At 72.3% G+C, this 25,993-nt stretch carries 28 protein-coding genes; 13 read left to right on the top strand and 15 right to left on the bottom strand.

All coding sequences use genetic code 11. The features are described from left to right. Window positions 1-38: 38 nt before the first annotated feature. Window positions 39-1,385, bottom strand: a complete 1,347-nt coding sequence (ccrA, locus tag ACFVHO_RS38935; RefSeq protein ID WP_385725260.1) for a crotonyl-CoA carboxylase/reductase — start codon at window positions 1,383-1,385, stop codon at window positions 39-41. Between the two features lie 208 nt (window positions 1,386-1,593). Between ccrA and ACFVHO_RS38940 the strand changes: the two genes are divergently transcribed. Next, the gene (locus ACFVHO_RS38940; protein ID WP_385725261.1) at window positions 1,594-2,433 is read left to right on the top strand and encodes a crotonase/enoyl-CoA hydratase family protein; all 840 of its coding nucleotides are present in this window, start codon (window positions 1,594-1,596) and stop codon (window positions 2,431-2,433) included. An 83-nt stretch (window positions 2,434-2,516) separates the two neighbouring features. Here the strand turns inward: ACFVHO_RS38940 and ACFVHO_RS38945 are convergent, their stop codons facing one another. The 4 genes from ACFVHO_RS38945 to ACFVHO_RS38960 all read right to left on the bottom strand — a co-directional run bounded on the left by ACFVHO_RS38945 (window position 2,517) and on the right by ACFVHO_RS38960 (window position 5,749). Then, window positions 2,517-3,164, bottom strand: coding sequence for a response regulator transcription factor (locus tag ACFVHO_RS38945; protein WP_385725262.1), 648 nt, complete (start codon window positions 3,162-3,164; stop codon window positions 2,517-2,519). Between the two features lie 531 nt (window positions 3,165-3,695). Beyond that, a complete protein-coding gene (locus tag ACFVHO_RS38950) occupies window positions 3,696-3,953 on the bottom strand; it encodes a hypothetical protein (RefSeq protein WP_385725263.1) in 258 nt (85 codons plus the stop codon). Window positions 3,954-4,059: 106 nt separating this feature from the next. Further along, entirely contained in the window at window positions 4,060-4,974 is a 915-nt protein-coding gene (locus ACFVHO_RS38955) for a PDR/VanB family oxidoreductase (protein WP_385725264.1), read from the bottom strand. A gap of 145 nt (window positions 4,975-5,119) precedes the next feature. Continuing rightward, window positions 5,120-5,749 carry an MSMEG_1061 family FMN-dependent PPOX-type flavoprotein gene (locus ACFVHO_RS38960; protein ID WP_385725265.1) on the bottom strand — a complete coding sequence of 210 codons (630 nt, stop codon included), beginning with the start codon at window positions 5,747-5,749 and terminating at the stop codon, window positions 5,120-5,122. A gap of 145 nt (window positions 5,750-5,894) precedes the next feature. Here ACFVHO_RS38960 and ACFVHO_RS38965 point away from each other — a divergent pair, with 145 nt between their 5' ends. From ACFVHO_RS38965 to ACFVHO_RS38975, 3 genes are all read left to right on the top strand, one after another. Further along, entirely contained in the window at window positions 5,895-6,515 is a 621-nt protein-coding gene (locus tag ACFVHO_RS38965) for a TetR/AcrR family transcriptional regulator (protein WP_385725266.1), read from the top strand. 268 nt (window positions 6,516-6,783) lie between these two features. Further along, complete coding sequence (locus ACFVHO_RS38970) at window positions 6,784-7,299, top strand: lytic polysaccharide monooxygenase auxiliary activity family 9 protein (protein WP_385725267.1); 516 nt, start codon at window positions 6,784-6,786, stop codon at window positions 7,297-7,299. Window positions 7,300-7,634: 335 nt separating this feature from the next. Then, window positions 7,635-9,248, top strand: a complete 1,614-nt coding sequence (locus ACFVHO_RS38975; protein WP_385725268.1) for a PucR family transcriptional regulator — start codon at window positions 7,635-7,637, stop codon at window positions 9,246-9,248. Window positions 9,249-9,360: 112 nt separating this feature from the next. Here the strand turns inward: ACFVHO_RS38975 and ACFVHO_RS38980 are convergent, their stop codons facing one another. Then, window positions 9,361-10,497 (bottom strand): serine hydrolase domain-containing protein, encoded by a 1,137-nt coding sequence (locus ACFVHO_RS38980; protein WP_385725269.1) that lies wholly within the window; start codon window positions 10,495-10,497, stop codon window positions 9,361-9,363. Window positions 10,498-10,823: 326 nt separating this feature from the next. Between ACFVHO_RS38980 and ACFVHO_RS38985 the strand changes: the two genes are divergently transcribed. From ACFVHO_RS38985 to ACFVHO_RS39005, 5 genes are all read left to right on the top strand, one after another. Then, window positions 10,824-11,846, top strand: coding sequence for a dipeptidase (locus ACFVHO_RS38985; RefSeq protein ID WP_385725270.1), 1,023 nt, complete (start codon window positions 10,824-10,826; stop codon window positions 11,844-11,846). A gap of 235 nt (window positions 11,847-12,081) precedes the next feature. Continuing rightward, a complete protein-coding gene (locus tag ACFVHO_RS38990) occupies window positions 12,082-13,164 on the top strand; it encodes a M20 family metallopeptidase (RefSeq protein ID WP_385725287.1) in 1,083 nt (360 codons plus the stop codon). Next, window positions 13,161-13,982 carry a GNAT family N-acetyltransferase gene (locus ACFVHO_RS38995; RefSeq protein WP_385725271.1) on the top strand — a complete coding sequence of 274 codons (822 nt, stop codon included), beginning with the start codon at window positions 13,161-13,163 and terminating at the stop codon, window positions 13,980-13,982. The genes ACFVHO_RS38990 and ACFVHO_RS38995 overlap by 4 nt, the downstream gene beginning before the upstream one ends. 83 nt (window positions 13,983-14,065) lie before the next feature. Then, entirely contained in the window at window positions 14,066-15,175 is a 1,110-nt protein-coding gene (gene menC, locus ACFVHO_RS39000) for an o-succinylbenzoate synthase (RefSeq protein WP_385725272.1), read from the top strand. A gap of 69 nt (window positions 15,176-15,244) precedes the next feature. Further along, window positions 15,245-15,715, top strand: coding sequence for a hypothetical protein (locus ACFVHO_RS39005; protein WP_385725273.1), 471 nt, complete (start codon window positions 15,245-15,247; stop codon window positions 15,713-15,715). A gap of 245 nt (window positions 15,716-15,960) precedes the next feature. On the opposite strand, the gene ACFVHO_RS39010 is transcribed toward ACFVHO_RS39005, so the two are convergent. Next, a complete protein-coding gene (locus tag ACFVHO_RS39010; protein ID WP_385725274.1) occupies window positions 15,961-16,095 on the bottom strand; it encodes a hypothetical protein in 135 nt (44 codons plus the stop codon). A 138-nt stretch (window positions 16,096-16,233) separates the two neighbouring features. Here ACFVHO_RS39010 and ACFVHO_RS39015 point away from each other — a divergent pair, with 138 nt between their 5' ends. Next, window positions 16,234-16,509 carry a hypothetical protein gene (locus ACFVHO_RS39015; protein ID WP_385725275.1) on the top strand — a complete coding sequence of 92 codons (276 nt, stop codon included), beginning with the start codon at window positions 16,234-16,236 and terminating at the stop codon, window positions 16,507-16,509. A 10-nt stretch (window positions 16,510-16,519) separates the two neighbouring features. Here ACFVHO_RS39015 and ACFVHO_RS39020 read toward each other — a convergent pair whose 3' ends face one another. The 5 genes from ACFVHO_RS39020 to ACFVHO_RS39040 all read right to left on the bottom strand — a co-directional run bounded on the left by ACFVHO_RS39020 (window position 16,520) and on the right by ACFVHO_RS39040 (window position 20,702). After that, window positions 16,520-16,864 (bottom strand): hypothetical protein, encoded by a 345-nt coding sequence (locus ACFVHO_RS39020; protein WP_385725276.1) that lies wholly within the window; start codon window positions 16,862-16,864, stop codon window positions 16,520-16,522. Window positions 16,865-17,146: 282 nt separating this feature from the next. Further along, on the bottom strand, window positions 17,147-18,067 hold the full coding sequence (locus ACFVHO_RS39025; protein ID WP_385725277.1) for a helix-turn-helix domain-containing protein: 921 nt from the start codon (window positions 18,065-18,067) through the stop codon (window positions 17,147-17,149). A gap of 196 nt (window positions 18,068-18,263) precedes the next feature. Beyond that, window positions 18,264-19,370, bottom strand: coding sequence for a glycoside hydrolase family 43 protein (locus tag ACFVHO_RS39030; protein WP_385725278.1), 1,107 nt, complete (start codon window positions 19,368-19,370; stop codon window positions 18,264-18,266). Between the two features lie 150 nt (window positions 19,371-19,520). After that, the gene (locus ACFVHO_RS39035) at window positions 19,521-20,021 is read right to left on the bottom strand and encodes a DinB family protein (protein WP_385725279.1); all 501 of its coding nucleotides are present in this window, start codon (window positions 20,019-20,021) and stop codon (window positions 19,521-19,523) included. A gap of 54 nt (window positions 20,022-20,075) precedes the next feature. After that, complete coding sequence (locus tag ACFVHO_RS39040; RefSeq protein ID WP_385725280.1) at window positions 20,076-20,702, bottom strand: class I SAM-dependent methyltransferase; 627 nt, start codon at window positions 20,700-20,702, stop codon at window positions 20,076-20,078. A gap of 87 nt (window positions 20,703-20,789) precedes the next feature. On the opposite strand from ACFVHO_RS39040, the gene ACFVHO_RS39045 reads away from it, so the two are divergent. Both ACFVHO_RS39045 and ACFVHO_RS39050 read left to right on the top strand, forming a co-directional pair. Next, window positions 20,790-21,410: a helix-turn-helix domain-containing protein gene (locus tag ACFVHO_RS39045; RefSeq protein WP_385725281.1), complete on the top strand. Its 621-nt coding sequence runs from the start codon at window positions 20,790-20,792 to the stop codon at window positions 21,408-21,410. Window positions 21,411-21,420: 10 nt separating this feature from the next. After that, window positions 21,421-22,170: a dienelactone hydrolase family protein gene (locus tag ACFVHO_RS39050; RefSeq protein WP_385725282.1), complete on the top strand. Its 750-nt coding sequence runs from the start codon at window positions 21,421-21,423 to the stop codon at window positions 22,168-22,170. Between the two features lie 14 nt (window positions 22,171-22,184). On the opposite strand, the gene ACFVHO_RS39055 is transcribed toward ACFVHO_RS39050, so the two are convergent. The 3 genes from ACFVHO_RS39055 to ACFVHO_RS39065 all read right to left on the bottom strand — a co-directional run bounded on the left by ACFVHO_RS39055 (window position 22,185) and on the right by ACFVHO_RS39065 (window position 25,415). Continuing rightward, window positions 22,185-23,210: a PHP domain-containing protein gene (locus ACFVHO_RS39055; RefSeq protein ID WP_385725283.1), complete on the bottom strand. Its 1,026-nt coding sequence runs from the start codon at window positions 23,208-23,210 to the stop codon at window positions 22,185-22,187. A 63-nt stretch (window positions 23,211-23,273) separates the two neighbouring features. Next, entirely contained in the window at window positions 23,274-24,677 is a 1,404-nt protein-coding gene (locus tag ACFVHO_RS39060) for an NADP-dependent succinic semialdehyde dehydrogenase (protein ID WP_385725284.1), read from the bottom strand. Window positions 24,678-24,788: 111 nt separating this feature from the next. Beyond that, window positions 24,789-25,415, bottom strand: a complete 627-nt coding sequence (locus ACFVHO_RS39065) for a TetR/AcrR family transcriptional regulator (protein WP_385725285.1) — start codon at window positions 25,413-25,415, stop codon at window positions 24,789-24,791. A gap of 111 nt (window positions 25,416-25,526) precedes the next feature. Between ACFVHO_RS39065 and ACFVHO_RS39070 the strand changes: the two genes are divergently transcribed. Continuing rightward, complete coding sequence (locus tag ACFVHO_RS39070; RefSeq protein ID WP_385725286.1) at window positions 25,527-25,955, top strand: nuclear transport factor 2 family protein; 429 nt, start codon at window positions 25,527-25,529, stop codon at window positions 25,953-25,955. Window positions 25,956-25,993 lie beyond the last annotated feature (38 nt).

Here is a 25,993-nt window from a genome sequence, read left to right on the forward strand (position 1 = left end):
GGCCCGCGCATCGCGCGGGCCCGCACTCTCATGTCCGTTCAGGCCCGTGCGGGCCGCCGCGCCGCGAACGGGTTCTTTCCCTCCGGGTCGAGGGCCAGGCGCCGCTCGGGGTCGGTGACGCCGAGGCCGGGCTCGGGCGCCAGGCACAGCACGCCCACCTTGCCGAGGTGCTCGTTGCGCTGGACGAGCGCGGCCGCCTCGCCGACCTTCTCCAGCGGATACACGTCGGAGAGGACGGGGGTGAGGTGCCCGAGCTGGAAGAGCCGGTTGCACTCCCACTGCTCCTGCAGATTGGCGGCGTGGCTGCCCACGATGCGCTTGAGGTTCATCCACAGGTAGCGGTTGTCGAAGTGGTGGTCGTAGCCGGTGCTCGAACCGCAGGTGACCACGGTGCCGCCGCGCCGGACCACGAAGACGGAGAGCCCGAACGTCGCCCTGCCGACGTAGTCGAAGACGACGTGCGGGTCCTCGCCGAGCGCGTCCCGGATCGCCCGCCCGAGGCGTTTGCCCAGCTCGATGGTCTGCTCCGGCGTGGGGTCGGACACCGCGTCGAGACCGAGCTCGGCACGGTTGATGACGACGTCGCAGCCGAGCTGCCGCAGCGCCTCGGCCTTGCGCTCGGAGCCGACGACGCCCACGGCGATGCCCCCGGCGTTCTTCACCATCTGCAGGGCGTAGCCGCCGAGTCCGCCCGCGGCGCCCCAGATCAGCACGATGTCGCCCTGCTTGATCCGGGCCCCCTTGTCGCTCACCAGCATGCGGTACGACGTCGCCGCGGTGAGCAGCACGGACGCGGCCTCCTCCCACGTCAAGTGCGTGGGCTTGGGAAGCAGTTGGCTGGCGCGCACCACGGCGTAGTGGGCGAGGCCCCCGAAGTTCGTCTCGTAGCCCCAGATGCGCTGCTCGGTGCCCAGCATGCCGTCGGCGTGCGTGGCGGGCTCCTGGTCGTCCACCTGGACGCAGCTCACCACGACGTGGTCTCCCGCGGCCCAGCGCCGCACGCCCGCTCCCGCGCGCACGACCACGCCGGCCGCGTCGGATCCGACGACGTGGTACGGCTGGTCGTGGCGGGCGGCGAACCCGCCCTGGCGGCCGAGGCGTTGGAGGAAGGAGAACGTGGGCACGGGCTCGAACGTCGCCGACCACACGGTGTTGTAGTTGATGGAGCTGGCCATCACCGCCACCAGGACCTCGTCCGGGGCGAGTTCCGGCATCGGCACGGTGTCGACGTGCAGGGTGGTCCGGACGTCGCGTTCCTCGCCGGGGGCGAACCGGTCCATGTCCTCGGCCCGCAGATGCGCCGCCAGATAGGCGGAGGGCGGCGCCAGGCCCTCCCACTCGCGGGGCGGCGCATCGGCCTGCAGTGCCTCCGTCAGCGCGTCCATGGCAAACCTCTCCCTCGTCGGGCGGTATCGGGGACGACCCCCCTCCCGCATAGGGATTGCACGTGTGCGCGGGCGTGCCCGTACAGTCATCGGGGGTACTCAAACGGGCGTCAGGACGAGTACTTCCAGGTCGTAGGTGGCCGCCACGGACCGCACTACGCTTGCTGGTCAAACCCCCGTAACACGCCGATTCAGGGTGGGCAGAGGTGTGACCGGAGAGCTCAGGCAGGGCCGCGCCGCCGCGGCGGACGGCGGCCGCGGAGAGGACCGTGCCGACGGCGACGCCCCCGGGAGCGCCGCCGATGTGCTCGTCGAGCGGCGCGGCCCGGTCCTCGTGGTGCGGCTGAACCGGCCCCGGGTGCGCAACGCGCTGACCCGTGCCATGGCGGAGCGGATCGCCGCGGCCTTCGCGGAGTTGGACGACCGTGAGGAGCTGCGGGTGGGCGTGCTCACGGGTACTCCGCCGGCGTTCTGCGCCGGGATGGACCTCGCGGCGTTCGCTCGCGGCGAGCGGGCCTCCCTGCCGGATCGCGGCTTCGGAGGTCTCACGGAGCGGCCGCCTGCCAAGCCGCTGATCGCCGCCGTGGAGGGGGCCGCGGTAGGCGGTGGCTTCGAGATGGTGCTCGCCTGCGACATGGTGGTGGCGTCGGTGGACGCCAGGTTCGCGCTGCCCGAGGTGCGCCGGGGGCTTGTGGCCGCGGCCGGCGGTCTGTTGCGGCTGCCGCGTGCGATCGCACCGGTCGTGGCGATGGAGATGGCTCTGACCGGCGAACCCATCGACGCACAGCGCGCTTTCGCGCTCGGTCTGGTCAACCGCGTCGTGCCCGCGGGGACGGCCGTCGCCGCCGCCTGTGAGCTGGGGGAGAGGATCGCCGCGCACGCGGAGCACGCCGTCCTCGCGAGCAAGGCCGTCCTGGCCCGGGCCCGCGACGGGGAGTTGGCCGACGAGTACCGCTCGCATCGTGAGTTGCTGGCCGACATCATCGATTCCCCGGGCGCGCGTGCCGGGGCGCGCGATTTCGTCCAGGGCCGTCCGGGTGGCAGGTGATGACGACTGCGACGACGACTGCGATGACGTCCGCACGGGCCGAGATCTGCGGGGGATGACATTTGCGGGGGCGCTCCGGCCGGTCAGCCTCTGGCTCCGGTGGCCACTCCCGCCTGGAAGGAGTACTTGCGGAACAGCTCGCGGCGTCCGCTGACGCCCAGTTTCCGCAGCGCGCTGCTGACTTGATTCTTTATGGTCTGCGGGGCCAGGGAGAGTTCACCGGCGATCTCCTCGTTGGTGTACCGCCGCAGGACGAGGCTCAGCACCTCTTCTTCCCTGCGGGTGATGGCGGGCAGTCCGTCGGACGTGACGCTGCGGACGTCTATGTGGTCGCGTTCGTTCTTGCCGAGTATCCACATGCGCTGGCCGAGGTGGGTGCGGACGACCGCGTCCACCAGTTCGGCGCTGCCCACGCTCTTGTGGAGGAAGCTGTCGGCCCCGGCGGAGATGGCGGCGACGACGGCGCCGGGTGAGGTGTCCCCGGTGAAGACCACGACCCGGGGCGAGTTCTCCATCGCCTTCACCTGCTGGCACAGGTCGGCGCCGCTGGTCGTGCCCTCCAGTTCCAGTTCGAGCACGACGACACCGGGGCAGGAGTTCCTGACGACCTTCCATGCTTCGTCGCTCGTCGCCGCCTCGGCGGTCCACGCCACTCTGGTGTCCAGCAAGGATGAGAGGGCGTACCTGATGACGGGATGCCGGTCCACGACGAGGACACCTAACGCTTGCATGACGAACTCCTCACACAGTGAGTGCAGCGGATGCTGGTCGGTCTGCGATGCTCCGAGTGACGGCGGCGGCCACGCTCCGGGCGCCGTCCCGAGGACGGCGTGTGGAGGAGGGGAGGGCTCTGCTGCCGTGTGGCCGGGGACCCGTCCGCGGCTGACTCCCGCAGGCTGGTCAGGCCGGGACTCGGAGCCATGCAACATCACTTAATCAATCGTGAGACAACACCCCGTTGGCATTCCGAGACCGGAATCTATCGTTCCTCGACACCCCGTTGGACAATCCGCGATCGGATTGAGTCGTTCCTTCCTGGCCGTTCAACAAAAGCCAGCCGACTGGCTAGAGACTGCCACGGAGGCGCGCTTCATCGGCAGCCTCTCGTCGTACCGTGTACGAGAAACCGTACGGTACTGCGGGTACCGGTGGTGTCCATATCGGTGAACTCGTGGAGACTTCCGCAGGTCGGCGACTGCGGAGACGGTCCGTCCGCTCCCCGGGGCGCGCCTGCGCGACCGCGCTGAACGGGACGTTCCTGGTCAGCGGCGTCCACTACTGCGGTTCCGGCCGCCCGCCGAGGTACCGGGTGAGGAAGCGGTCGGCCGCGCGGTACCTGCCGGGTCCGGTCGCCGCTGCGCCAACTCGATGTCACCGTCAGCCGTCAGGGTCCGGGAGTACAGCTCACCGGTGGGCGTGTGCAGCCGGCCCGCGGCCTGGCCGGGTTTCTGCGCCACGGCCGTCAACTCGCCGGTGGCGATGTCGAGTTCGTAGAGGCCGAACTCGGTTGGGTTCCGCACGTTCAGATGCGTGAACGCCTTGCCCGGACGTGGGGCCACTCGGTGAGGCCGTCGCCCGCGAGGGCGGCCCCGCGTTCCCCTGAGGGCGGACCCGCGTTCCTTCCGGTCAGATGTCCAGGCGCAGTTGCGGGGTGAGAGCGCGTGACACGCACGGGTACATGCGACCGGCGGGGGCGCCGATGTCGTCGCGGTGTTCGGGGCTGCCGGAGAGCACGGTGAGCTCGCAGCTGCCGCACACGCCCTCGCGGCAGCCGGAGGGCACCGGGTGCCCGGCGCGGTTCAGGGCGTCGAGGAGCGACTGGTCGGCGGCGACCGGGACGGTCCGGCCGGAGCGGGCGCACACGGCCTCGAAGGGCGTGTTCGGGGCGAAGGTCCGGGCGGCAGGGCGGAACCGCTCGGTGTGCAGCCGCTCCGCGGGGAAGGCGTCCTGCGCCGCGGCGATCATCGGGGCGGGGCCGCAGCAGTAGACCAGGGTGTCGGGTGCGAGGGAGGCGGCCAGGGTACCGAGGTCCGGTCGGCCGTCCGCGCGGGTGGCCACGAGCCGCACCCGGTCGCCGTACCGCGAGCGCAGCCCCTCGGCGAACGGCATGGTCGACGTCGACCGTCCCACGTAGACGAGGGCGGCGGGGATGTCCGCCGCGACGGCCGCGGACAGCATCGGCAGCAGCGGGGTGATGCCGATGCCGCCGGCGAGGAAGAGGTAGCCCGGCGCGGGCAGGAGCGGGAAGTGGTTGCGGGGCGGCGACACTTCGAGGGCCCGGCCCGGACGGAAGTAGTGGTGGATGTACTCCGAGCCGCCCCGGCTGAGCGGGTCGTGGCGCACCGCGACGCGGTAGTGCTCCTGGTCGGCCGGGTCCCCGCACAGCGAGTACGACCGGGTCAGCCAGTTCGGCAGCGTCAGGTCGATGTGCGCGCCCGGTTCCCAGGGAGCCAGGGGGCCGGTGGCGGCGCGCAGGACGAGCGAGACGACGTCCTCGGCCACCTGGTCGACGCGGTCGATGACGGTGTGCTGCGCCTGCATCGCTGATTCACCTCGGGCGGATCGGTGGGGTGATGGGTCGGTGGAGGGGCGGGCCGGGGGCTGGCCGGGTCCGGGGGGCGAGCGGTTCGCTGACGCGCCGGGCGTGGCTGCCACGACTGACGTGACGGACGTGGCTGACGTGGCGTCAGTAGAGCGTGTGGTAAGCGTCCTCAAGACCCTCGTCGACGACCTTGGGGTCGACGTCCCAGCCCAGCTGAGAGGTGACGAGCTCGCCCGCCGAGGGCATCTCGTCGGCCAGGGCCTGGCTCGCGGGGTCCCACAGCCGGGAGCGGACCAGGGCGCGGCCGCAGTGGAAGTAGGCCTGCTCCACCTCGATGATCAGGGCCAGTTCGGCCTCGCGGCCCTCGGTGTGCATCCGGGCGAGGACGTCGGGCTCGTCGGTGGCGTACGCGCTGCCGTTGACCCGCAGGGTCTCGCGCACTCCGGGGATGAGGAAGCACAGCCCGACGCCGTCGTTCTCCGCCAGGTTGCGGAACGAGTCGGCGATCTTGTTGCCGGGCCGGTCGGGCATCGCGAGGGTGTGCTCGTCGAGCACCTTGACGAAGCCCGGGTAGTCGCCGCGCGGCGAGCAGTCGGCGCGGCCCGCGGCGTCCGCCGTCGCCAGGGCGGCGAAGGGGGAGTGCGCGATGAAGCGGCGGAAGTGCTCGTCGATGCGGTCGAGGATCTTCGCCTCGACCATGGCGTCGGGCGGCCCGAGCCGCTCGCGGACTTCGGCCGGGGAAAGCCGCCGGGGGCGGACGCCGGTGTGCGTCACGAAGGCTCCTTGGGGCTGGTGGGGCGCGGCCCGCAGTGCCCGTCCATATCGGCCGTGCACCGCTTACCCGCAGGTCGTGGCACTATTGTGAGCAATTACTCGCATCTTGCGCTACTCGCTTTCGAGGGGCGCCGAGGAGGGTGGCATGGCGTCGGACCCGCACGCGCTTCGAGCACGTAAACAACCGCGTCAGGCGCGGGCCGAGCTCACCCGGCAGCGCATCCTCGCCGCGGCTGCTCACGTTTTCGCCGAGTACGGGTACGCGGCGGGGACCACGAATCGCATCGCGGAGCGGGCGCGGATCTCGATCGGTTCGCTGTATCAGTACTACCCGAACAAGGACGCGATCCTCCTGGAGCTGGTGACCCGGCACCTCGACGCCGGGGCGGCGGCGCTCAGGGAGCGCCAGGACGGCGACCGGCGCGACCCGCTCGAGGCGATCATGCGCGGGTTCGTGCGCGCCGTGATCGACAACCACCTCGACGACCCGAAACTGTTGCAGGTCATGGCGGAGCAGACGCCGCGCGCCCCCGAGCTGATGGAGCGGATGGCCCGGCACGACCGGGAACGGGTGGCCTATACGCGGGAGTTGCTCGCGAGCCACCCCGAGGTCCGGGTCACCGACATCGATGTGGCCGCGCATCTCGTCACGTGCGCGGTCGATCTCGCCGTCCATCAACTCGTGGCGGCGCCGCGTTCGCTGGACGCCCGCCGCCTCGAGAACGAACTCGTCGCGATGCTCACGCGGTATCTGACGGGAGGCTGACCGGAAGTCGGCAGCCATCGGGAAGCCGGGGAACCGGGAAGCCGGGAAGTCGACCGGAGCCCGAGCGGAATCCCGGCGCCCTGTGACGGTGTCGCGAGACATGGCCCGAAATCGCCCTTGACCGTGACCTGCCAAAGTCTATGGTCCAGACTAATCGGCAGCCGCGAACATCAGGCCCCACGGCTCACACCGGCCGCCGCACCGCCACCCCCCACAAGAGCACTTCACGTCACCCCCCCCCATGAAGCAATGCCGTGAAGGAGTACGCATGGACAAGAAGCGGAAGATAGCCGCCGCGATCGGCGCCGGTCTGGCACCGGTCCTCGCCCTCACCCTGCCGACCGGCTCGGCCAGCGCGCACGGATACGTCAACGCACCCGCGAGCCGTCAGGCGCAGTGCGCCCAGGGCACGGTGTCGTGCGGCGAGATCAAGTGGGAACCGCAGAGCGTCGAGGGTCCCAAGGGGCTGCGCAGCTGCAGTGGCGGCAACGCGAGGTTCGCGGAGCTGGACAACGACAACAAGGGCTGGCGGGTCAGCGACGTCAGCAGGACACAGACGTTCACCTGGACGTTCACCGCCCGGCACCGCACCGCGAACTACGAGTACTTCGTCGACGGCACCAAGGTCGCCACCATCGACGGCGGCAACCAGCAGCCCCCCGCGACCGTCTCGCACCAGGTGAACCTCGGCAGCGCCACCGGCAGGCACAAGGTCCTCGCGGTCTGGAACATCGGCGACACGGCCAACGCCTTCTATGCGTGCATCGACGTCAACATCCGCTGACGTGAACATCCGCTGAGGCAGAGGTCCGCTCACATCGAGGTCCGCTCACATCTACGTCCTCTCACGTCTACGTCCGCTGAGCGGAAGCGTGACATGACGGACGGCCCGGCACCCTCGGGGAGCCGGGCCGTCACCGTGTGCGCCCGACGGACCCGCTCCGCGCCCGCGATGCCCCGCGTCGCGGCCGCCCCGGACGGCCAGGGTTGTCATTCCGGACAACAGAAGCCTACGTTTCTGTGGGGATCCGCCAATCGGTCGGATGCCTCGGGGGAGCAATCTGGGGTGCCGGGACGGCAGCCCGGTCCGGGCCGAGGACGACACGACGAGGAGCACCCATGGACGCCTGCACGCTCGGCGACCTGGTGGATGTCGTGGGCGGCTCGTCGCTGCGGCTGTCCACCGCGCCCGCCGGATCCGCCACCGCGGTCACCGAGGTGCTGCTGTACGACGCGCACGTTCCGCTGCCGCACGCGCCGGGAGCCCTGCTGCTCGCGGTCGGCGTGCCGGCGGCCGGGGCGGAAACGCTGGTTCGGGCAGCGGCGGAGGCCGGGATGGCCGGGGTCGTGCTGCGGGGTGGGGACGGGCCGGTGGGCGTGGCCGAGGAGTGCGGAGTCGCGCTCCTGACGGTCGACGACGAGGCGGCCTGGCACCACGTGCACCTGATGCTGGCCTCGGCGATCGACGGCCGGTCCACCCACGGCGGCGGCCTGGGGGACCTGTTCGCGCTGGCCGACGCCATCGCCGCGGCGACCGGCGGGGCGACGGCCGTGGAGGATCCGCGCGGGCGGATCCTCGCCTACTCCACCGTGCCGGGCCAGCCGGTCGACGAGGACCGCCGCCAGGGCATCCTGGGCCTTCAGGTCCCGGGCAGCCTGGACAACGCGGAACAGGTCCGGCTGGTGTTCGCCGCCGACAAGCCGGTGCGGCTGCCCCCGCTCAAGACGGGCGTCCTGCCGAGGCTCGCCACCGCGGTGCGGGCGGGCGGCGAGGCGCTCGGCTCGGTGTGGGTGGTCGACGACGGCACGCTCGCCCCGGACGCCGAGCAGACCCTGGCCCAGGGCGCGTCCACGGCGGCGCTGCTCCTGTTGCGTACCCGCGCCGCCCAGGAGCTCGCACGCCATCAGAACACCGACCTGCTGCGCCGGTTGCTGGACGGCTCGGCGGACGCCTCGACGGCCGCGCACCGCCTGGGCCTGGACGCGGTGCGCGTGGCCGCGTTCGTGCTGGACTCGGCGGCGAGCGTGCCGGACGCCGAGCGGACGTCGCTGCGGCTGCTCGACGTCGTACGCCTGCAGTGCGAGGCGCGCTACGGGCGGCACGCGTGCGTGCTTCTGGACGGCGTGGTGTACGCGCTGCTGCCCGCGTCGGGGGAGCCGGGCGCGGAGCGCGTACCGCAGGAACGGGCGGCGGGCGACCGGCGGCACCGGCGGCTGGCGGAGGACATCGTGCGCCGGGCCGGGCGGTCGCTGAGGGTGCCGGTGCGGGCGGCGCTCGGCGCGGCGGTGCCGGACCTCGGCGGGGTGGCGGACTCGCGCGCCGACGCGGATCTGGTCCTGCGGCTGCTGCACGACGCGCTGCCGGTCGCGACGGTCGACGAGGTGCGGCCCCGGGTGACGCTGCTGCGGCTTTCCGAAGTGATGCGCGAGCGGCGGGAGTTCAAGGAGGGGGCCTGGCGGCGGGTGCTCACGGCGGACGCCGAGCACGGCACCGACTACGCCCGCACCCTGGTGTCCTGGTTCGACGCCGGGTGCGACGTGGCGCGCGCGGCCAAGGCACTCTCCGTCCACCCCAACACCTGCCGCTACCGCCTCAAGCAGGCGGGCCGCCAGCTCGGCATCGACCTGGAGAACGCCGACGAACGGCTGGTCCTCTGGCTGCAGTTGAGGACCCTCACCGGGATCGACGGTGCCGCCGGAGCCGGGTTCACCGGCACGTCCCGGCCAGGGTGAGGCGCGGCACCGGCGCACTTCCGTGACGTGCACCGGTGCCGCGACCTCGGGGTGCCGGACCCAGGAGCACGACGCCCGCTGGTCAGCAGCCCAGAGGTGTGGAGCCCACGGGTCAGCGCAGATCGCGGATGAGCCGGTTGACGACCGAGTCCACCTTCTTCTCGTCGAACGACTCCGAGCCGATCAGCAGGGTCACGGCGCGCTTGCCGTCGTCGGTGACGGCGTTCCTGAGCTTGTGGCCGGTCTCCATGTAGCCGCTGTGGCCCCAGGCGACGAGGCCCGGCCCGGGCTCGTACCGCTCGACCCCCAGGCCGTAGCGCGAACCCGCGGAGTCATCCGGAATGGTCCGCTTCATCTCGGCCAGCTCCGCCGGGGCAAGGAGCTTCCCGGACATCAGCGCCGTCCAGAAGGCGTTCACGTCCGCACCGGAGGAGACCAGCGCCCCCGACGCGTCGGCCGCGGACGTGTTCCACTCCGTCTTGTCCACCAGGGTGCCGTCGCGGTCCACGTAGCCGCGCAGGTCCGGCTTGCGGATCGTGACGCGGTCACCGGGCCAGTACGTCTCGCGCAGCCCGAGGGGCTTGATGATCCGCTGCTTGATCTCGGTGCCGATGCTCCGGCCCGTCACCTTCGTGACGATCAGCCCGGCGAGGTTGTAGTTGGTGTTGGAGTAGGAGAAGCCGTCCGGGGTCCTGTCGTCGGGCGGCGGCAGCTCCAGCGCCTGCTTGACCGTCAGCAGGGGCTCGATGTGATCCCAGCGGTGCTTCTCGTCGTCCTCCCAGAACGGCGCTTCCAGGTAGTCGGGCAGGCCACTGGTGTGCTGGAGCAGCTGCCGGATCGTGATCTTGCGGCCGTCGTAGACCTTGGTGCGGATCAGACCGGGCAGATGGTCGTCGACGGTGTCGTCGAGCTTGATCCGGCCCTCGCCGACGAGCTGCAGCACGACCGTGGCCGTCCACGTCTTGGTGTTGCTGGCGATCCTGCTGTGCTCGTCGCCGACGGCCTTGCGGCCCGTCCTGAGGTCGGCGAGGCCGACGCCGTTCTTCCGCACCCCGCAGCGCGGGCTCTTCACCGTCACGCTGATCCCCGAGGCGCCAGCACCCTTCAGTGCCTTCAGCGCCGCCTGGATGGGCTTGGCGTCACACCGCGGTGACCCGGCAGGATCGGCGGACGCGGCCGACACGGCTGGAGCCGTCAGCAAAGAGGCCGTGAACGCCACGGTCACGGCAGCGCTTGTCCTGCGTCGCATGGGTGTCTCCTTCTGCATACGTGCGGTGTGACGGATGAGGTCACATGGGGTGCAGGGGGGGTAGTGGTCCGCCACTCTAAAGACCGCGCCGCGCTCGGGATTTGTCCGGGCGTCCAAGCATCGGCCCGCTGGTTTGTCCCGCTGGACCAAGATCCCGAGGGTTCGTCGTGCGTACGTTGTGTCCCGTACGCCCGCATCGTTCCGGAGCCGGTCCCGTACCCGGACCCGGTCCGCCCGCCCCGGCCTGCTCCCCGCCCCTGTCGCGCTGCCCCTCGACGCAGTGCCGCAGGGCGGCCCCCGCTCCCCGCCACGCGAAAGGTTCCGTCGTGTCTCTGGGCCTCCACCACCGCGCCGTCGTCGCCGATGCCCACAACGACCTCCTCATGGCCGTCTCCGCCCGGCCGCCGAAGCGGTGGGGCGGCTTCTTCCGGGAGCAGTGGCTGCCGCAGCTGCGCGCGGGCGGCATCGACATCCAGGTCCTGCCGGTGTTCATCGACGAGCAGTACCGCCCCGAAGGAGCGCTGCGGCAGACCCTCCGCATGATCGAGTGCGGCCACGTCATCGCCGAGGCCAACGCCGCACACGTCGCCCTGTGCCGCGACGGCGCCGACATCGACAGGGCACTCGCGGAGGGCAAGATCGCCCTCGTGCTCGCGCTGGAGAGCGCCCCGGGTGTCGACGCCTCCGTCGAACTGTTCGCCACCATGCACCGGCTCGGCGTACGCGTCGCCTCGATCGCCCACTGGGGACGTACGCCGCTCGCCGACGGCAGCCGGGAGAACGCCACCGGCAGCCGCCTGACCGCCCCCGGCGTCGAGGCGCTGCGGGAGATGGAACGCCTGGGCATGCTCTTCGACATCTCCCACCTGGGAGACGGCGGCGTCGCCCATGTCCTGGAGCTCGCCACCCGCCCGCTGATCGCCACCCACTCCTGCGCCCGCGCGCTGCGGGACCACCACCGCAACCTCACCGACGAGCAGATCCGCGGCGTGGCCGACACCGGCGGCCTGGTGTGCGTGAACTTCGTCGCGGACTTCCTGACCGACGACGAGTCGAGGGTGGGCGTCGACCGGGTCGTCGACCACATCGAGCACGTCGTCTCGGTCGCGGGGATCGACCACGTCGGCCTCGGGGCGGACTTTCTCGACGAGATCATCGCGGACCTCACCCCGCCCTGCTGCGAGAACGCCGACGACGAGGACCCCATGTTCCGCTTCCCCGGCCTGGAGGGCCCGGCCGACATGCCCCGGGTCACCGAGGCGATGGTCCGCCGGGGCCTGCCCGAGGAGGACATCCTCAAGGTCCTGGGCGGGAACATGCGGCGGCTCATGAGCAAGCACCTGGCCTGACGCCGATTCAGATCGCCACCTCAGCACGCACGCACGCACGCGCCACTTCACCACGCACGCAACGCGCCACTTCACCACGCACGCAACGCGCCACCTCACCACGCACGCACGCGGCTCCCGCCGCCGGTTCAGTGTGGTGGTCAACCCCACCCTGGAGGACTCACCCGTGCCGCACGACGAAAGCCCCGCCGCGAAGCCGGACCGGCCAGTGGCCCCGGCGCCGAGCCTGGACGCCATGCTCGCCGACCTCGAAGAACTCGTCACCTGCGAGTCCTACTCGGCCGATCACGCCGCCGTGGCCCGCAGCGCCCAGGTGGTCGCGGCCCAGGGCCGCCGACTGCTCGGCGCCGCACCCCGAACCCTGGTCACCGAGGGCGTCACCCACGTGCGCTGGACCTTCGGCACGCCGCGCATCCTGCTCCTCGGCCATCACGACACCGTCTGGCCGATCGGCTCCCTCGCCACCCACCCCTGGTCGGTGGAGCAGGGCATCGCCCGCGGCCCCGGGGTCTTCGACATGAAGGCCGGGCTCGTCCAGATGTTCCACGCCCTCGCCTTGCTGCCGTCCCTCGACGGCCTCTGCGTCCTCGTCACCGGAGACGAGGAGACCGGCTCGGACACCTCCCGCCGGCTCATCGAGGACCTCGCGCGCCAGTGCACGGCCACCTTCGTCCTGGAGCCCTCGGCACCCGGCGGCGCCCTGAAGACCAGCCGCAAGGGCGTGTCCCTCTACGACATCACCGTCCACGGCCGCGCCGCCCACTCCGGCCTCGAACCGGAGAAGGGCGTCAACGCGGCCACCGAACTCGCCCACCAACTCCTCGCCCTGCAGGGCGTCGCCGGCACCGTCACCGCCTCCACCGGGCCCGGCACGACCGTGACGCCCACCGTGATGCGTGCGGGCACGGCGAGCAACACGGTGCCCGCGCGGGCCGAGTTGAGCGTGGACGTCCGCGTACCCACCACGGCGGCGCAGGAAGCGGTCGACCGGCTCATCAAGAACCTGGAGCCGCAGAACCCCGCGGCCCGCCTCCAGATCGACGGCGGACCCAACCGGCCGCCCCTCGCCGTCGACGCCTCCCGGAAACTGTTCGCCCTGGCCGCCGAGGAAGCCGTGTGGCTCGGCCTCGGCCCGCTGTCGCAGACCGCCGTGGGCGGGGCCTCCGACGGCAACTACACCGCCGGGGCCGGATGCCCCACGCTCGACGGCCTCGGCGCGGTCGGCGACGGCGCGCACGCCGACCACGAACACGTGCTCACCGCCACCATGCCGGACCGCGCCCGGCTCCTGGCCCACCTCGTCGGAGCCGTGCGATGACCGGACCGACCCTCCCGGACGCGGCGACCCTCTTGAAGGAATCAGCCGCCGTGCACGGATCGACCATCCGCGAACTCCACGACATGGACGACTTCGAAGCGGTCAGCGTCCTCTACGCCGACATCTGGGGGAGCGAACCCGGCCACTCGCCCCTCTCGGCCGAGGCGATGCGGGCCCTCTCCCACGCGGGCAACTACGTGGCCGGGGCGTACGAGGACGGCCGACTGGTCGGGGCGTCCGTCGCCTTCTTCGGCGAACCCATAGGCACCAGCCTGCACTCGCACATCACCGGCGCCGTCATGGGCCGAGGCGTGGGCCTCGCCCTCAAGACGCACCAGCGGCAGTGGGCCCTCGCCCGTCGGCTGACGCGCATCACCTGGACCTACGACCCGCTCATCCGCCGCAACGCCTACTTCAACCTCGTCAAACTCGGCGCACGCCCGGAGGACTACCTGACCTCCTTCTACGGCGCGATGGACGACGCCATCAACGGCGGCGACGAGTCCGACCGCGTCCTCGCCGCCTGGGACCTCACCGCGCCCGCCGCGCGGGAGGCCGTCGAGCTTCCCGCCGGAGCCGTCCACGGCCTGCGCGATCACGAAGGCCGCCCGGAGACCAACGCGACCGACGCCGACATCGTCCTCATCGACCTCCCGGACGACATCGAGGCCCTGCGCCGCACGGATCCCGGCGCCGCCCGGGCCTGGCGCCTCGCCGTACGGCACACCTTGGGCGGCCTCCTCGCCGAAGGCGCCCGTGTCGTCGGCTTCCACGACCGCCGCCGTTACGTGGTCCGCCGCACCCCGTCCCACCCCTGATCCTCACCCCACTCCTGATCCTCATCCGAAGTCCCACTCCTGACCCTGATCCGAAACCGCCGCCTGCAAGGGAGCCACCCACCATGAAGACGAAGATCTCCGGCGTCGAACTGCGCCGGATCGCGATGCCGCTCGTCGCCCCGTTCCGTACCTCCTTCGGCGTGGAGACCAGCCGCGACGTACTCCTGGTCCGCGTCGTCACCGCCGACGGCGAGGGCTGGGCCGAGTGCGCGGCCATGTCCGAGCCGCGCTACTGCTCCGAGTACGTCGACGGCGCCCAGCACGTCCTGCGCGAGTTCCTGATCCCCGCCCTGCCGAAGGACGGCCTGGACGTGCAGGCGGTCGGCCGGATCCTGGACCCCTTCACCGGTCACCGCATGGCGAAGTCGGCGCTGGAGACCGCCCTCCTCGACGCCCAACTCCGTGGCGCGAACGAGTCGTTCGGCTCCTATCTGGGTGCCGCCAGGGACCGGGTTCCGTGCGGGGTCTCCGTCGGCATCATGGACTCCGTCCCCGAACTCATCGACGCCGTCGAGGCCTACATCGCCGAGGGCTACGTCCGGATCAAGCTGAAGATCGAACCCGGCTGGGACGTCGAGCCCGTACGCGCCGTGCGTGAGCGTTTCGGCGACGAGCTGCTCCTGCAGGTCGACGCCAACGCCGCCTACACCCTGGCGGACGCCCAGCACCTCACCGCGCTCGACGACTTCGGCCTGCTGCTGATCGAACAGCCCCTGGCCAACGACGACCTGGTGCAGCACGCCGCGCTCGCCAAGCAGTTGCGCACCCCGATCTGTCTGGACGAATCGATCGAGTCCGCCGCACACGCGGCCGCGGCCATCACCCTCGGCGCCTGCTCCGTCATCAACGTCAAGCCCGCCCGGGTCGGCGGCTATCTGGAAGCCCGCCGCATCCACGACATCGCGAGCGCGCACGGCATCCCCGTCTGGTGCGGCGGCATGCTGGAGACCGGCATCGGCCGCGCCGCCAACGTCGCCCTGGCCGCGCTGCCCGGCTTCACCCTCCCCGGCGACACCTCCGGCTCGCACCGCTACTTCGCCACCGACATCACGGAACCCTTCGTCCTCGCCGACGGCCACCTCGACGTCCCCACCGGCCCCGGCCTCGGCGTCGTACCACTGCCGGACGTTCTCGACGAAGTCACCACCTCTCGCGAATGGATGGCCCTGTAAGAGGCCCCGCCCGCCCGCTCTCCGGAACATCCGTGGGGCGGAAGGGGAGGCCCGTCCTATCCTGAGGCCATGGACGCAGCAGCCGCGGGGGCGGCCGTACTCATGGCAGCGCTCAACGACGCGGTGCGCGACTTCCAGTCCTACGGATACGACCAGTTCCTCGCCCACCAGGGCGCCGTCACGCCGCGCTACGGCGGGATCATGCCGCCCGCGGTCCAGGCCCATGTCTCCGTCGGCGTCTCGTTCGACCTGGTGGGCGGGGCGTGGCGTGGTGACCGGCGCGAGGCCCGGGTGGCGGTGCTGGTGGACCTGCGCGACGGGATGTTCGTCGTGACGGGCGAGGCGGGTGCCGACCCCGACCCCGGTGACGGCGACGAACTCTGGGAGGTGCTGCGGGAACTGCCCGAGGTGGAGACCCAGGACCTGGACGAGTGCGTGGCCCTGATCCGCGACTACACCGCCCGACTGTGCGGCTACACCGACTTCCTGGACGACCTCGGAGCGCCCCGTACCCCACGAAGCCCCGACCGCGTCCCCTGACCGTGCCCCGCCACGTCCGGATGACCGCGCCCCGCCACGCCCTGACGCACGGCTGACCCTGCCTCCACCGGACGGGGGAGCGGGACGGGCCCCGACGGATGACGCGACGGGTGGGGCCGCCCGCGAGGGTGAGGGCTCTCGGCGGGAAGCGAAGGGGAACCCTCGATGGACCGGTTGGATCGGGCAGGGCGGCTGGATCGGGCGGGGCGGCTGGCGGCGTACGGCGCGGCGCTCGCGATGACGCCCTACGCGTTGATCAAGATCTCCTGGGTGATCGGCGCGATGGCGGGGCTGCTGCCGATCGACGACTCGTTCGGTCCGGCCGGGTGGGTGGTGCTCAACGCCGTGACCGTCGCCATGGCGGGCACCGGGATCGCCACGGCCCTCGCCCTGGTCCGGCCCTGGGGCCTGCGCACTCGGCCTGGCCCTCGCCCTGCCCGCCTACCTCAGACGGCGTTGGCCGGACGCCTTCGCCGGTCGGGTCGGCGAGTGCGTCCGGACCGGACGGGGCACCGTCCTTGTGGCTGCCGCGCTGGATCGCCTTGACCCTCGGCTGGCTGGGATCGGGCTCGCTCTTCGCGTGGAGCGCCTGGAGGCTGCTGTTCACGTCCTACGGGGCGCTGACGCGGCCCGCCGGTACGAGGCTGCCGGAGGACCTCGCCGTCGCGGCCGTGGTGTACGCGGCCGCGGTGGCGGCGGGCGCGGTCATGCTCTCGGCGGTCGTGCGTCCTCGCGGGCCGATCGCGGCACCTCACGCCCTCAACACCGCCGCGCACAGCGGCACTTCGACGTGACGGCGCGCGGCTACGGCGCCCCGGTCCCGAACCACACCGAGTTGGCCCGGTAGGTCCCCCAGGTCACCCCCGTCCCCGCCGGTACGACCTCCTTGGCGCCCTGGCAGCGGAACGCGCCGGAGCCCGCGTACACCGTGGCCTTGGTGTCGGTCTGGTTGTCGACGCCGAGGGAGGTCCTTGTGAGCTCCAGGCAGATGCCGTCGGTGGGGTTGACCAGCAGATTGTTGGATCCGTCCGTGCCGCTGTAGTGGAACTTGCCGGTGGCGGCCTGTGCGCTGGTGGGCAGGGCGGTCGCCAGGGCCACCGCGGCACAGACGGCGAGCACGCTCCGGACCGTCCTCCTGTGTGCAGCCATGATGTCGTCGCTCCTCGGGGTCAGGCCTCAGCGCTCTCCCAGTGAGGCCTTCCACGCCGCCGCTCCGCGCCAAGAGGCGGACGGCGGCCTTCTCGGCGAGAGTCCACCGACGGTGACACCCCCCGGAAGAGACCCTTCCGCAAACCGCTCGTTCGGTGCGTGTCGAGGTACACGCACGAGCAGTCGGCGCCTCCTGGCCCCCGCCGTCCCCCTCCGCGTGTGCTCCGGCGCCGCTGCGTGCGGCCCGGCGCGACCGGCGACGACGGGCGGTACGGCCGCCGGTCACGCCCACTTCTGGTGCCGCGTGGACGCGCAGCGCAACGCCCGCAGACCCGGACGGCTGTGGTCGGCCAGGCACCTCCCCGTGACCGTGTTGCGCACCCCCACCGCTTCGTCGGCTCCCGCGACGAACAGCCACCGCTGGGACGGGTCGGCGCCGCACGGCACCGTACGCAGTCCCTTCCCGCTGTCGTCGAGGCACTTCCCCGTGGCGTGGTTGCGGAGCTGACGGCCGCCGTCGGCGGACCGGTTGACGGTCCACCACTGGTACGGCATCCCGTTGCACGCGTAGGAACGCAGGCCCTTGTCGAGGCTGTCGTCCAGGCAGTTGCCCGTGGCCCGGCTGACGAGGATCCGCGTCGCCTCGGGCGGTTTCGTCGCGTCGGCCGACGCCTCCTCGGCCCGTACGCTCCCCTCCGCGACCGGGGCCTGCCCGGAGGAACCGGTGGGCGCGCCGGAACCGGCGGCGGGACCCGAGGGCGCGGACTGGAGCGTCAGCACGGCGACGACGACACCGGCGAGCAGCCCGGCCAGGGCGCCCGCCGTCGCGAACGCCCAGCGGCCGGTGAGGCGGGCCCGGACGAGGGCGATCCGACCGGGAGCGGAGGGCGACGGCGCCGTGGGCTCGGGCGGCGGCTCCGGCCGACTGCGATCGGCCGCCTCCCACAGCGCCCGGAACTCGGTGGGGTCGCCGCCCAGCGCACGGCACACGTCACGGACCACCGGCCAGGGCGGCACGGTGTCGCCCCGGAAGTAACGGGAGAGCGAGGAGTCACTGATCCGTACCTGCTCCTCAAGGCTCCGCAACGTACGTCCCGAACGCTGCTGCAGAGCCCGCAGCGCCCCGCCCAACCGCCGTGCCGCGGCGCGGTGCTCACGTCCGCCGTGGGCCGGGGGGTGCTCGCGTCCTCCGTGGTCGGTCATCGCGAACAGCCCCCTGGATGGCCCGGCGACGGCGTCCCGCCCCCGCTGCTTCCTGCCCCGGGACGGGCGTGCCCCAGCAGGTCGGGAATGTATTGATCCCGAGAAGCCGGAAGCAAGCGGGACGCGGCGGTGCGGGACCCCGGACCCCCGCAAACTCAGGTCACCGGCCCGGGGATTCACCCCTGCGGGTGGCCGCTCACCTCTGCGGGTGACCGCGCCGGTTGTCGGCCACGTCGGCCACGTCGGCCACCCAGGCGTCCGCCGCAGTGGACGACGGCCTCGACGGCACCTCGATACCGCCGACGACCGGTCGGCCGCCCTCGAAGCTCAGACCGGCGAGGTACATGGCCCGCTGCGTGTAATCGGCGTTCCAGCCGTGGAAGACGATGCGGTCACGGCCGTCCGGGCCGGTCACCACGTCCTGACCTCCGGGCCCCCGTACGGCACCAGAGAAGCCGCCCGTCGTCATGAGCGGGGCGGACGTCTTCACGTACGGGCCGGTCAGCTTCTCCGCCACCGCGTACGCGGTCAGGTACTGGTCGCCGCGGTAGAAGTGCGCCGAATAGAACAGCACATGGCGGCCGCCGCGCCGCACCAGCGTGGGCGCCTCCACGAGCGGGCCCTCCCACTCCTGGTCCCGCTTGACCAGCGGGACCGGCTCCCCGGTGACGCGGGTGCCGTCCCAGGATGTGGGCTGGAGGTACAGCCAGGTGTCGAGGCCGCAGCAGTTGCCGTCGTTCTTCCACAGCACGTACCGCTGCCCGCCCTCGGTGTGGCTGGAGGCGTCGATCGCCCCGCCCTGCGCCGCCGGACAGATCAACGGCCCGTCGCCGACCGGCCGGAACGGCCCGTCCGGTGAGTCGGACAGCGCGACGCCGACGCACTGCTTGTCGCTCGCGCGGTCGTGGGCGGTGTAGTGCATCGTGTAGCCGTCGCCGTTGTCGTACACCTCCGGAGCCCACACCAGGTCACGCTTGGGCAGCGCCCACGCCCCGAGCTCCGGCAGCACGTCACCGCCGTCGGCCTTCCAGTGCGTGAGGTCGGCGGACGTGGCGTGCTGAATGTTCTGCGTGCTGCCGTGGGTGGCGTACGCGTGGTAGGTGCGGCCCGCCTTGACGATGTCCGGGTCGGGGAAGTCCTGGTCGAGGACGGGGCCGACGGGGGCGACAGAGGGTGCCGCGGTGGGTGGGGGAGCGAGGGCCGCGGCAGGGGCAGGTGCCTGACCGAGGCTCAGGGGGAGGGCCAGGGCGGCGAACAGGAGCAGGACCCGTCCGACAGGACGCCTGCGGGGATGAGCGCGCATCGTGCTGAGTTCTCGTCTCTCGTCTCACGGAACCGGCAAGTTCACCGGGCCAACGTGCGGAACGGCCCGCCGATACGGGTACGGCGGGGCGCGTTGCCCGGGGTGCCCGCACGACGGTCACGGCGCCTGGCGTGAGACGAGGTCCGGGAGTCAGCGGCCCGTCGCGCCGTCGATCAGTTCGCGGAGGATGTCCGCGTGGCCGGCGTGGCGGCCGGTCTCCTCGATCATGTGGGCAAGGGCCCAGCGGATGCTGGGGGCGGGCTTTCCGGGGCGTGGCCGGGGGACCGGTGCGCTGAGATCGGCGCAGCTGTCGAGGACTTCGTCGGCGCGCGCGACCGCCTCCCGGTAGCGGGCGACGACGTCGGCGACGCTGTCCGTCGGCGCGGCGCGGAACGTCGCCTGCCAGTCGGTGACCTGGTCCCCGAGGAAGATCGCGCGTTCGACGAACGTGAGGTGCTGGAGCAGGCCGAGCAGGTTCGTGCCCGACGGCACCGCGGCCGTGCGGACCTGTGGTTCGGGGGCGCCGTCGACCTTCGCGGCCATCGAGGTGCGCAGGTAGTCGAGGAAGCCGCGCAGGACGTCGGCCTCGCTGTTTCCGGTGCGGGGCGGCGGGGTGTCGCCGCGGCGGGCGCGGCGGGTGGTGGTGGCCATGGTGGTGCTCTCTCCTTCGGGGGGCGTGGTCCTGGAAAGGGCCTCGGCTCCGGGTCAGGCCGTGCGGCGGATGAGCAGGACGTGGTCGATGACGTCAGCGGTACGGCCGTCCGGTCCGGTCGCGGTCCTGCGGGGTGCGTCGGCCCGCTCGACCGTCCACGTCGCCGGGTCCAGGCCGATGCCGGCGGCGACTTCCCGCGGGGTCGGGTAGTGCGTGTCGGGGTCCTGGTTCCACGACCACGGCGCGGCCGAGCCGTGGTCGACGACCAGCAGCCGCCCGCCAGGGCGCAGCGCGTGCGCGGCCGTCCGCAGGGTCTTCGCCCGGTCCAGGGCGAAGGGGGTCTGGAGGTAGTGGGCGCAGACCAGGTCGTACTCGCCCTGCGGGAAGGACTCCTGGAGGTCGTGCCGCGCGGTGACGACCCGGTTGCCCAGGCCGTGCGCGCGGGCGAGGCCCGCGAGCCGCTCGACCGCCACGGCCGAGATGTCGACGGCGGTGACCCGCCACCCCTGGCGGGCGAGCCACAGCGCGTCACCGCCGTCGCCGCAGCCCAGGTCCAGGACCTCGCCGGGCGGAAAGCCCGGGACGATTTCGGCGAGGCGCTGGTTCGGCCGGGGCCGGGTGGCCGCCGGTCGGCCGCCGTAGACGTCTTCCCAGAATGTGACCGCGTCGTCGGTGCTCATCGAGGCTCCTTGTGTCGGGATGCGCCCAGTCTCGGCGGGCCCTGCGGGAACTGGCACGCAATCTTGCGGTTCCGGCAAGATGGGCTCGTGGACCGTGGAACTGAAGACGTACTCGACGCGGTGGGGCCGCGGCTGCGGGCACTGCGCCGCGAGCGCGGCATCACGCTCGCCGACCTCGCGGCGGCGACCGGGGTGTCGGAGAGCACCCTGTCCCGGCTGGAGGGCGGACAGCGCCGGGCGAGCCTGGAGCTGCTGCTGCCGCTGGCCCGCATCTACGACGTGCCGCTGGACGACCTCGTCGGCGCCCCGCGCACGGGCGACCCGCGGATCCACCTGAAGCCGATCGAGCGGTTCGGGATGATCTTCCTCCCGCTGTCCCGGCGGCCGGGCGGCGTGCACGCCTTCAAAATGATCATCCCCGCCCGCCCCGAACCCCTCGAACCGACCCCGCAGACCCACGAGGGCTACGAATGGCTGTACGTGCTCAGCGGCCGTCTGCGCCTGGTGATCGGCGACCGTGACCTGACGCTGCCGCCCGGTGAGGCGGCCGAGTTCGACACGGCCGTGCCGCACTGGCTGGGCAGCGCGGACGGCGGCGCGGTCGAACTGCTCATCCTGTTCGGCCTGCAAGGGGTACGGGCGCACGTCCGCGCCGGTCCCCACCGGGCTAACCTCCCCGGCAACGGCAGAGTTGATCATCACTGTTAGGTTCGTGACCATGCCCACGAAGACACTGCGGATCCCCACCCCGGACGGACAGGCCGACGCCTTCGCCGCGTTCCCCGACGACGGCGCGCGGCACCCGGGCGTGCTGCTGTACATGGACGCCTTCGGCCTCCGGCCCGTCCTGGAGGAGATGGCGCGCGAACTGGCCGGGCACGGCTACTACGTGCTCGTCCCCAACGTCTACTACCGGCACGGCCCGACACCGGTCGTCGAACTCCCCGAGCACATCGGCGAAGAGGACCGCCCAGGGCTCTTCGCCCAGCTGATACCCCTGGTCGAGGCCCACACCACCGAACGCGTCCTGCGCGACGCCGACGCCTACCTCACGTTCCTCACCGGTCAGCCCGAGGTGAGCGCGGGCCCCGTCGGCGTGCTGGGCTACTGCATGGGCGCCGTCCTGGCGATGCGCACCGCGACGGCCCACCCCGGCCGGGTGGCCGCCGTCGCCGGATTCCACCCCGGGGCCCTGGTCACCGACGCACCCGACAGCCCGCACCTCCGCGTCCCCGAGCTCACCGCCGAAGTCCACCTCGGCCTCGCCGAGGACGACATGACGCCCGAGACCATCGGCGAGCTGAACCAGGCCCTGGACTCCGCGGGCGTCGGCCACACCATCGAGATCCACCCCGGCGCCGTCCACGGCTTCACCATGGCCGACACCGCGGCCTTCGACCCCGGCGCGCTGCGACGCCACTGGGACCGGCTGCTCCCGCTCCTCGGCCGCACCCTGACCGGCGGCTGAGCCTCCGGCCGCCGCTACGCCGACGCCCCGGCCCCGCCCGTCCACGCCAGCAGTTCGTCCACGCCCCACGCGGTGACCACGCGCTCGGCCGGCACCTCGCACTCCTCTGCCCGCGCGCACCCGATGATCTGCCAGTCGAGCTGGCCGGGTGCGTGGGCGTCGGTGTCGATGGCGAACAGGGTGCCCGCGGCGACCGCCCGGCGCAGGAGCCGCCTCGGCGGGTCCTTGCGTTCGGGCCTGCTGTTGATCTCCACGGCCGTCCCGGACTCGGCGCAGGCCGCGAACACCGCGTCGGCGTCGAACGCCGACTCCGGGCGGCCCCGCCCGCCGAGGAGCCGGCCGGTGCAGTGGCCGAGGACGTCGGCGTGCGGGTTGCGCACGGCCTTCAGCATGCGGCGGGTCATCGCGGCCGCGTCCATGCGCAGCTTGGAGTGGACGGAGACGACCACGACGTCGAGCCGGGCGAGGAGTTCGGGCTCCTGGTCGAGGCCGCCGTCCGGCAGGATGTCGCACTCGATGCCGGTGAGGAGCCGGAACGGCGCCCACTTCGCGTTGAGTTCGGCCACCACGCGCAGTTGCTCGCGCAGCCGGTCCGGGGAGAGCCCGCGTGCGATCGTCAGGCGTGGCGAGTGGTCGGTGAGCACGGCCCACTCGTGGCCGAGGGCGGCGGCGGTGCGGCCCATCTCCTCGATCCCGCTGCCGCCGTCGGACCAGTCGGAGTGCAGATGGCAGTCGCCGCGCAGCAGGGACCGCAGCCGCGTGCCACCGTCGGACACCAGCGGCTTGCTGGACGCCTCCTCCAAGTCGGCCAGATACGCGGGCACTTCGCCGCGCAACGCCTCCCGCACCACCTGACCCGTCTTCGGGCCGACGCCCTTCAGCGCCTCAAGGGTCCCCGACCGCACCCGCTCGGCCAGTTCGTCCGGCGAGAGGGCGGCGACGGCGGCCGCGGCGGTACGGAAGGCGCGCACCCGGTACGTGGGGGACTGGGCGCGTTCCAGGAGGAAGGCGATCCGGCTCAGCGCCTCGACGGGCTCCATCCGCACCACCTCCCGACCGCGCCGCACCACCTCCGCCGCACCACCTTCCGATCGCGGCGCGCCTCACGCGCCGAACCACACCGTGGTGGCGTTGCAGAACTCCTTGATGCCGTGCCCGGCCAGCTCACGGCCGTACCCGGAACGCTTGACGCCGCCGAACGGGAACGCCGGGTGCGAGGCGGTCATGCCGTTGAAGAAGACACCGCCCGCCCGCAGGTCGCGTACGAGACGCTCCTGCTCTGCCGGGTCATCGGTCCACGCGTTGGAACTCAGGCCGAAGGACGTGTCGTTGGCGACGGAGACCGCCTCGTCCAGGTCCGCGACCCGGTAGACGGTGGCCACGGGCCCGAAGGTCTCCTCGTAGTGGATGCGCATCTCGGGCGTGATCCCGGACAGCACGGTCGGCTCGTAGAAGAACCCCTCGCTCAACCGCTGGTCGAGCCCCTTGGGCCGCTGTCCGCCGCAGTGGGTGACGGCGCCCCGGCGCACGGCGTCCTCGACCAGTTCCTCCAGGTCGGCCCGGCCCTGTGCGCTGGACAGCGGGCCCACGTCGGTGCCCTCGGCCGTCGGGTCGCCGACGGTCAGCTCCCGCATGCCCGCGCTGAACCCCTCGATGAAGGCGTCGTGGACGTCGGTGTGCACGATGAAGCGCTTGGCGGCGATGCAGGACTGGCCCGCGTTCTGCACGCGCGCCGTGACGGCGGTACGCGCGGCGGCCGCCACGTCGGCCGACGGCATCACGACGAACGGATCGCTGCCGCCGAGCTCCAGGACGGTCTTCTTGATCTCGTCCCCGGCGACGGCGGCGACCGCACGCCCCGCGCCCTCGCTGCCGGTCAGCGTCGCGGCGGCGACACGCGGATCGCGCAGGACGCCCTCGACGGCGCCGGAGCCGATGAGCAGCGTCTGGAAGCAGCCCTCGTCGAAGCCCGCGCGGCGGAAGAGGTCCGCCAGGTACAGGGCGGTCTGCGGCACGTTCGAGGCGTGCTTGAGGAGCCCGACGTTGCCCGCCATCAGGGCGGGCGCGGCGAACCGCACGACCTGCCAGAGCGGGAAGTTCCACGGCATCACGGCGAGGACCACGCCGACCGGCCGGTACCGCACGAACACCTTGCTCGCGCCGGAGTCGCGCACATCCCCCTCGGCGGGGTGCTCGTCGGCCAGCAGTTCCTCGGCGTGGTCGGCGTACCAGCGCATGGCCTTGGCGCACTTCCCGGCCTCCGCGCGGGCGGCCGCGAGGGGCTTGCCCATCTCCGTGGTGATGGTGCGCGCGACGGCGTCCGCGTCCTCGTCGAGGAGGTCGGCGGCGCGGTGCAGGAGGGCGGCGCGGTCGGTGAAGGGGGTCGTGCGGTAGCGCTCGAAGGTCGCCGCTGCCCGGCCCAGTCGCTCCTCGACCTCCTCGGCCCCCAGTGGTTCGAAGGTCCGCTCGGTCTCACCGGTCGCCGGATTCACCGTTGCGATGGGCATGCGCCTGCCCTCCTGGTAGGTCTCACCCGATGCTTCGACCTTGTCGCGTCGAGCCTGCGGGCGCAACGCGGAGGGCGCCTCGCACTCGGTCGGGCGGGGAGGAACGAGGTGTCAGGCCTCCCCGGCGGCGGGCCTCGCGAGGAGGCGCAGCAGCCCGGAGTGGAGTGCGGCCGTGGCGTCGGCGGCGGGGACACGGCCGGTCCGGATCTCCTCGGCCGTGGTGTGGCTCAGTGCGATCACGGCCGCGACCTGCCAGGACAGTGCGGGTGCCGGGTCGAACTCCCCCGCTTCCCGGCCGCGTTGGAGGACGCGCGCGATGCGGTCGGCGATCGGCTGGTGGCGGGCGCTGTCCTCCTCGGGCGGCGCCGGGCGGGCGCCGAGCCTGGCCAGTGCCGGGTAGGTCTCGGCGGCGCGCCAGGCCGCGTCGAGCAGCCGGAGGAGCGCGTCCGGTGCGGGGCCCTGGTCGGCGCCCGCTGCGTCCATCGCCGCCGCCACCCGCTCCGTCATGTGGTCCACGACCGCCGTGAGCAGGTCGTCCCGCGAGGAGAAGTGGGCGTAGACGGTCTGCCGGGTGACTCCGGCCGCGGTCGCGACGGCGGCCATGCCCGCGTCGGGGCGTTCGCCGAGGAGCTGGACGGCCGCGTCGAGGACGGCGGTACGGCTGCGTTGGGCGTCGGCGCGGCGCCGGGAAGCAGGAGAGGCAGGAGAGCCAGGAGAAGCAGAAGGGGGAATGCTCAACTCTTACACCTTGTCAAAGTTATCGGCTGCTCCATATCTTACAGGCTGTAAGAGTTAGTGGGGTGGTGTCGCGCGAACCGCCCCGCTTCGCCGCGCCCGGAGGGGAGCACCATGAAGCCGCTGGCCCAGAGCACGCCCGAGCAGTTCATCACCGACTTCTTCACCACGTTCCACGAGCAGGTCGTACGGGGCGACCACGACCCGGCCCCCGCCATGGCCCGCTTCTACACCCCCGAGATCATGATGGTCAGCGACGGCATACGCCTCGACTGGGACAGGCTCCTCGCGCACATCCGCCCCGTACGCAAGAACCTGGCGGCGGACGACGAGGCCCGGTTCGAGGTGCACGAGGCCATCGCGGACGGCGACCGGATCGCGGCCCGCTTGACGATCCACGCGGCGACCCGCAAGAAGCGGGTGGCCACGGAGGTCATGGCGTTCTACACCTTCACGCCCGACGGCCGGATGACCGAGTCCCACGGCTTCTCCCGGATCGTCGCCGACGAGCCGACGGATCCGGAGCCGGAGCGACGGGAGTAGGGGAGGGGCGTGGCCGCGCAGGGGGGCCCCCAGCGGCG

This window comes from Streptomyces sp. NPDC127108 (assembly GCF_042677545.1).
Classification (GTDB): domain Bacteria; phylum Actinomycetota; class Actinomycetes; order Streptomycetales; family Streptomycetaceae; genus Streptomyces.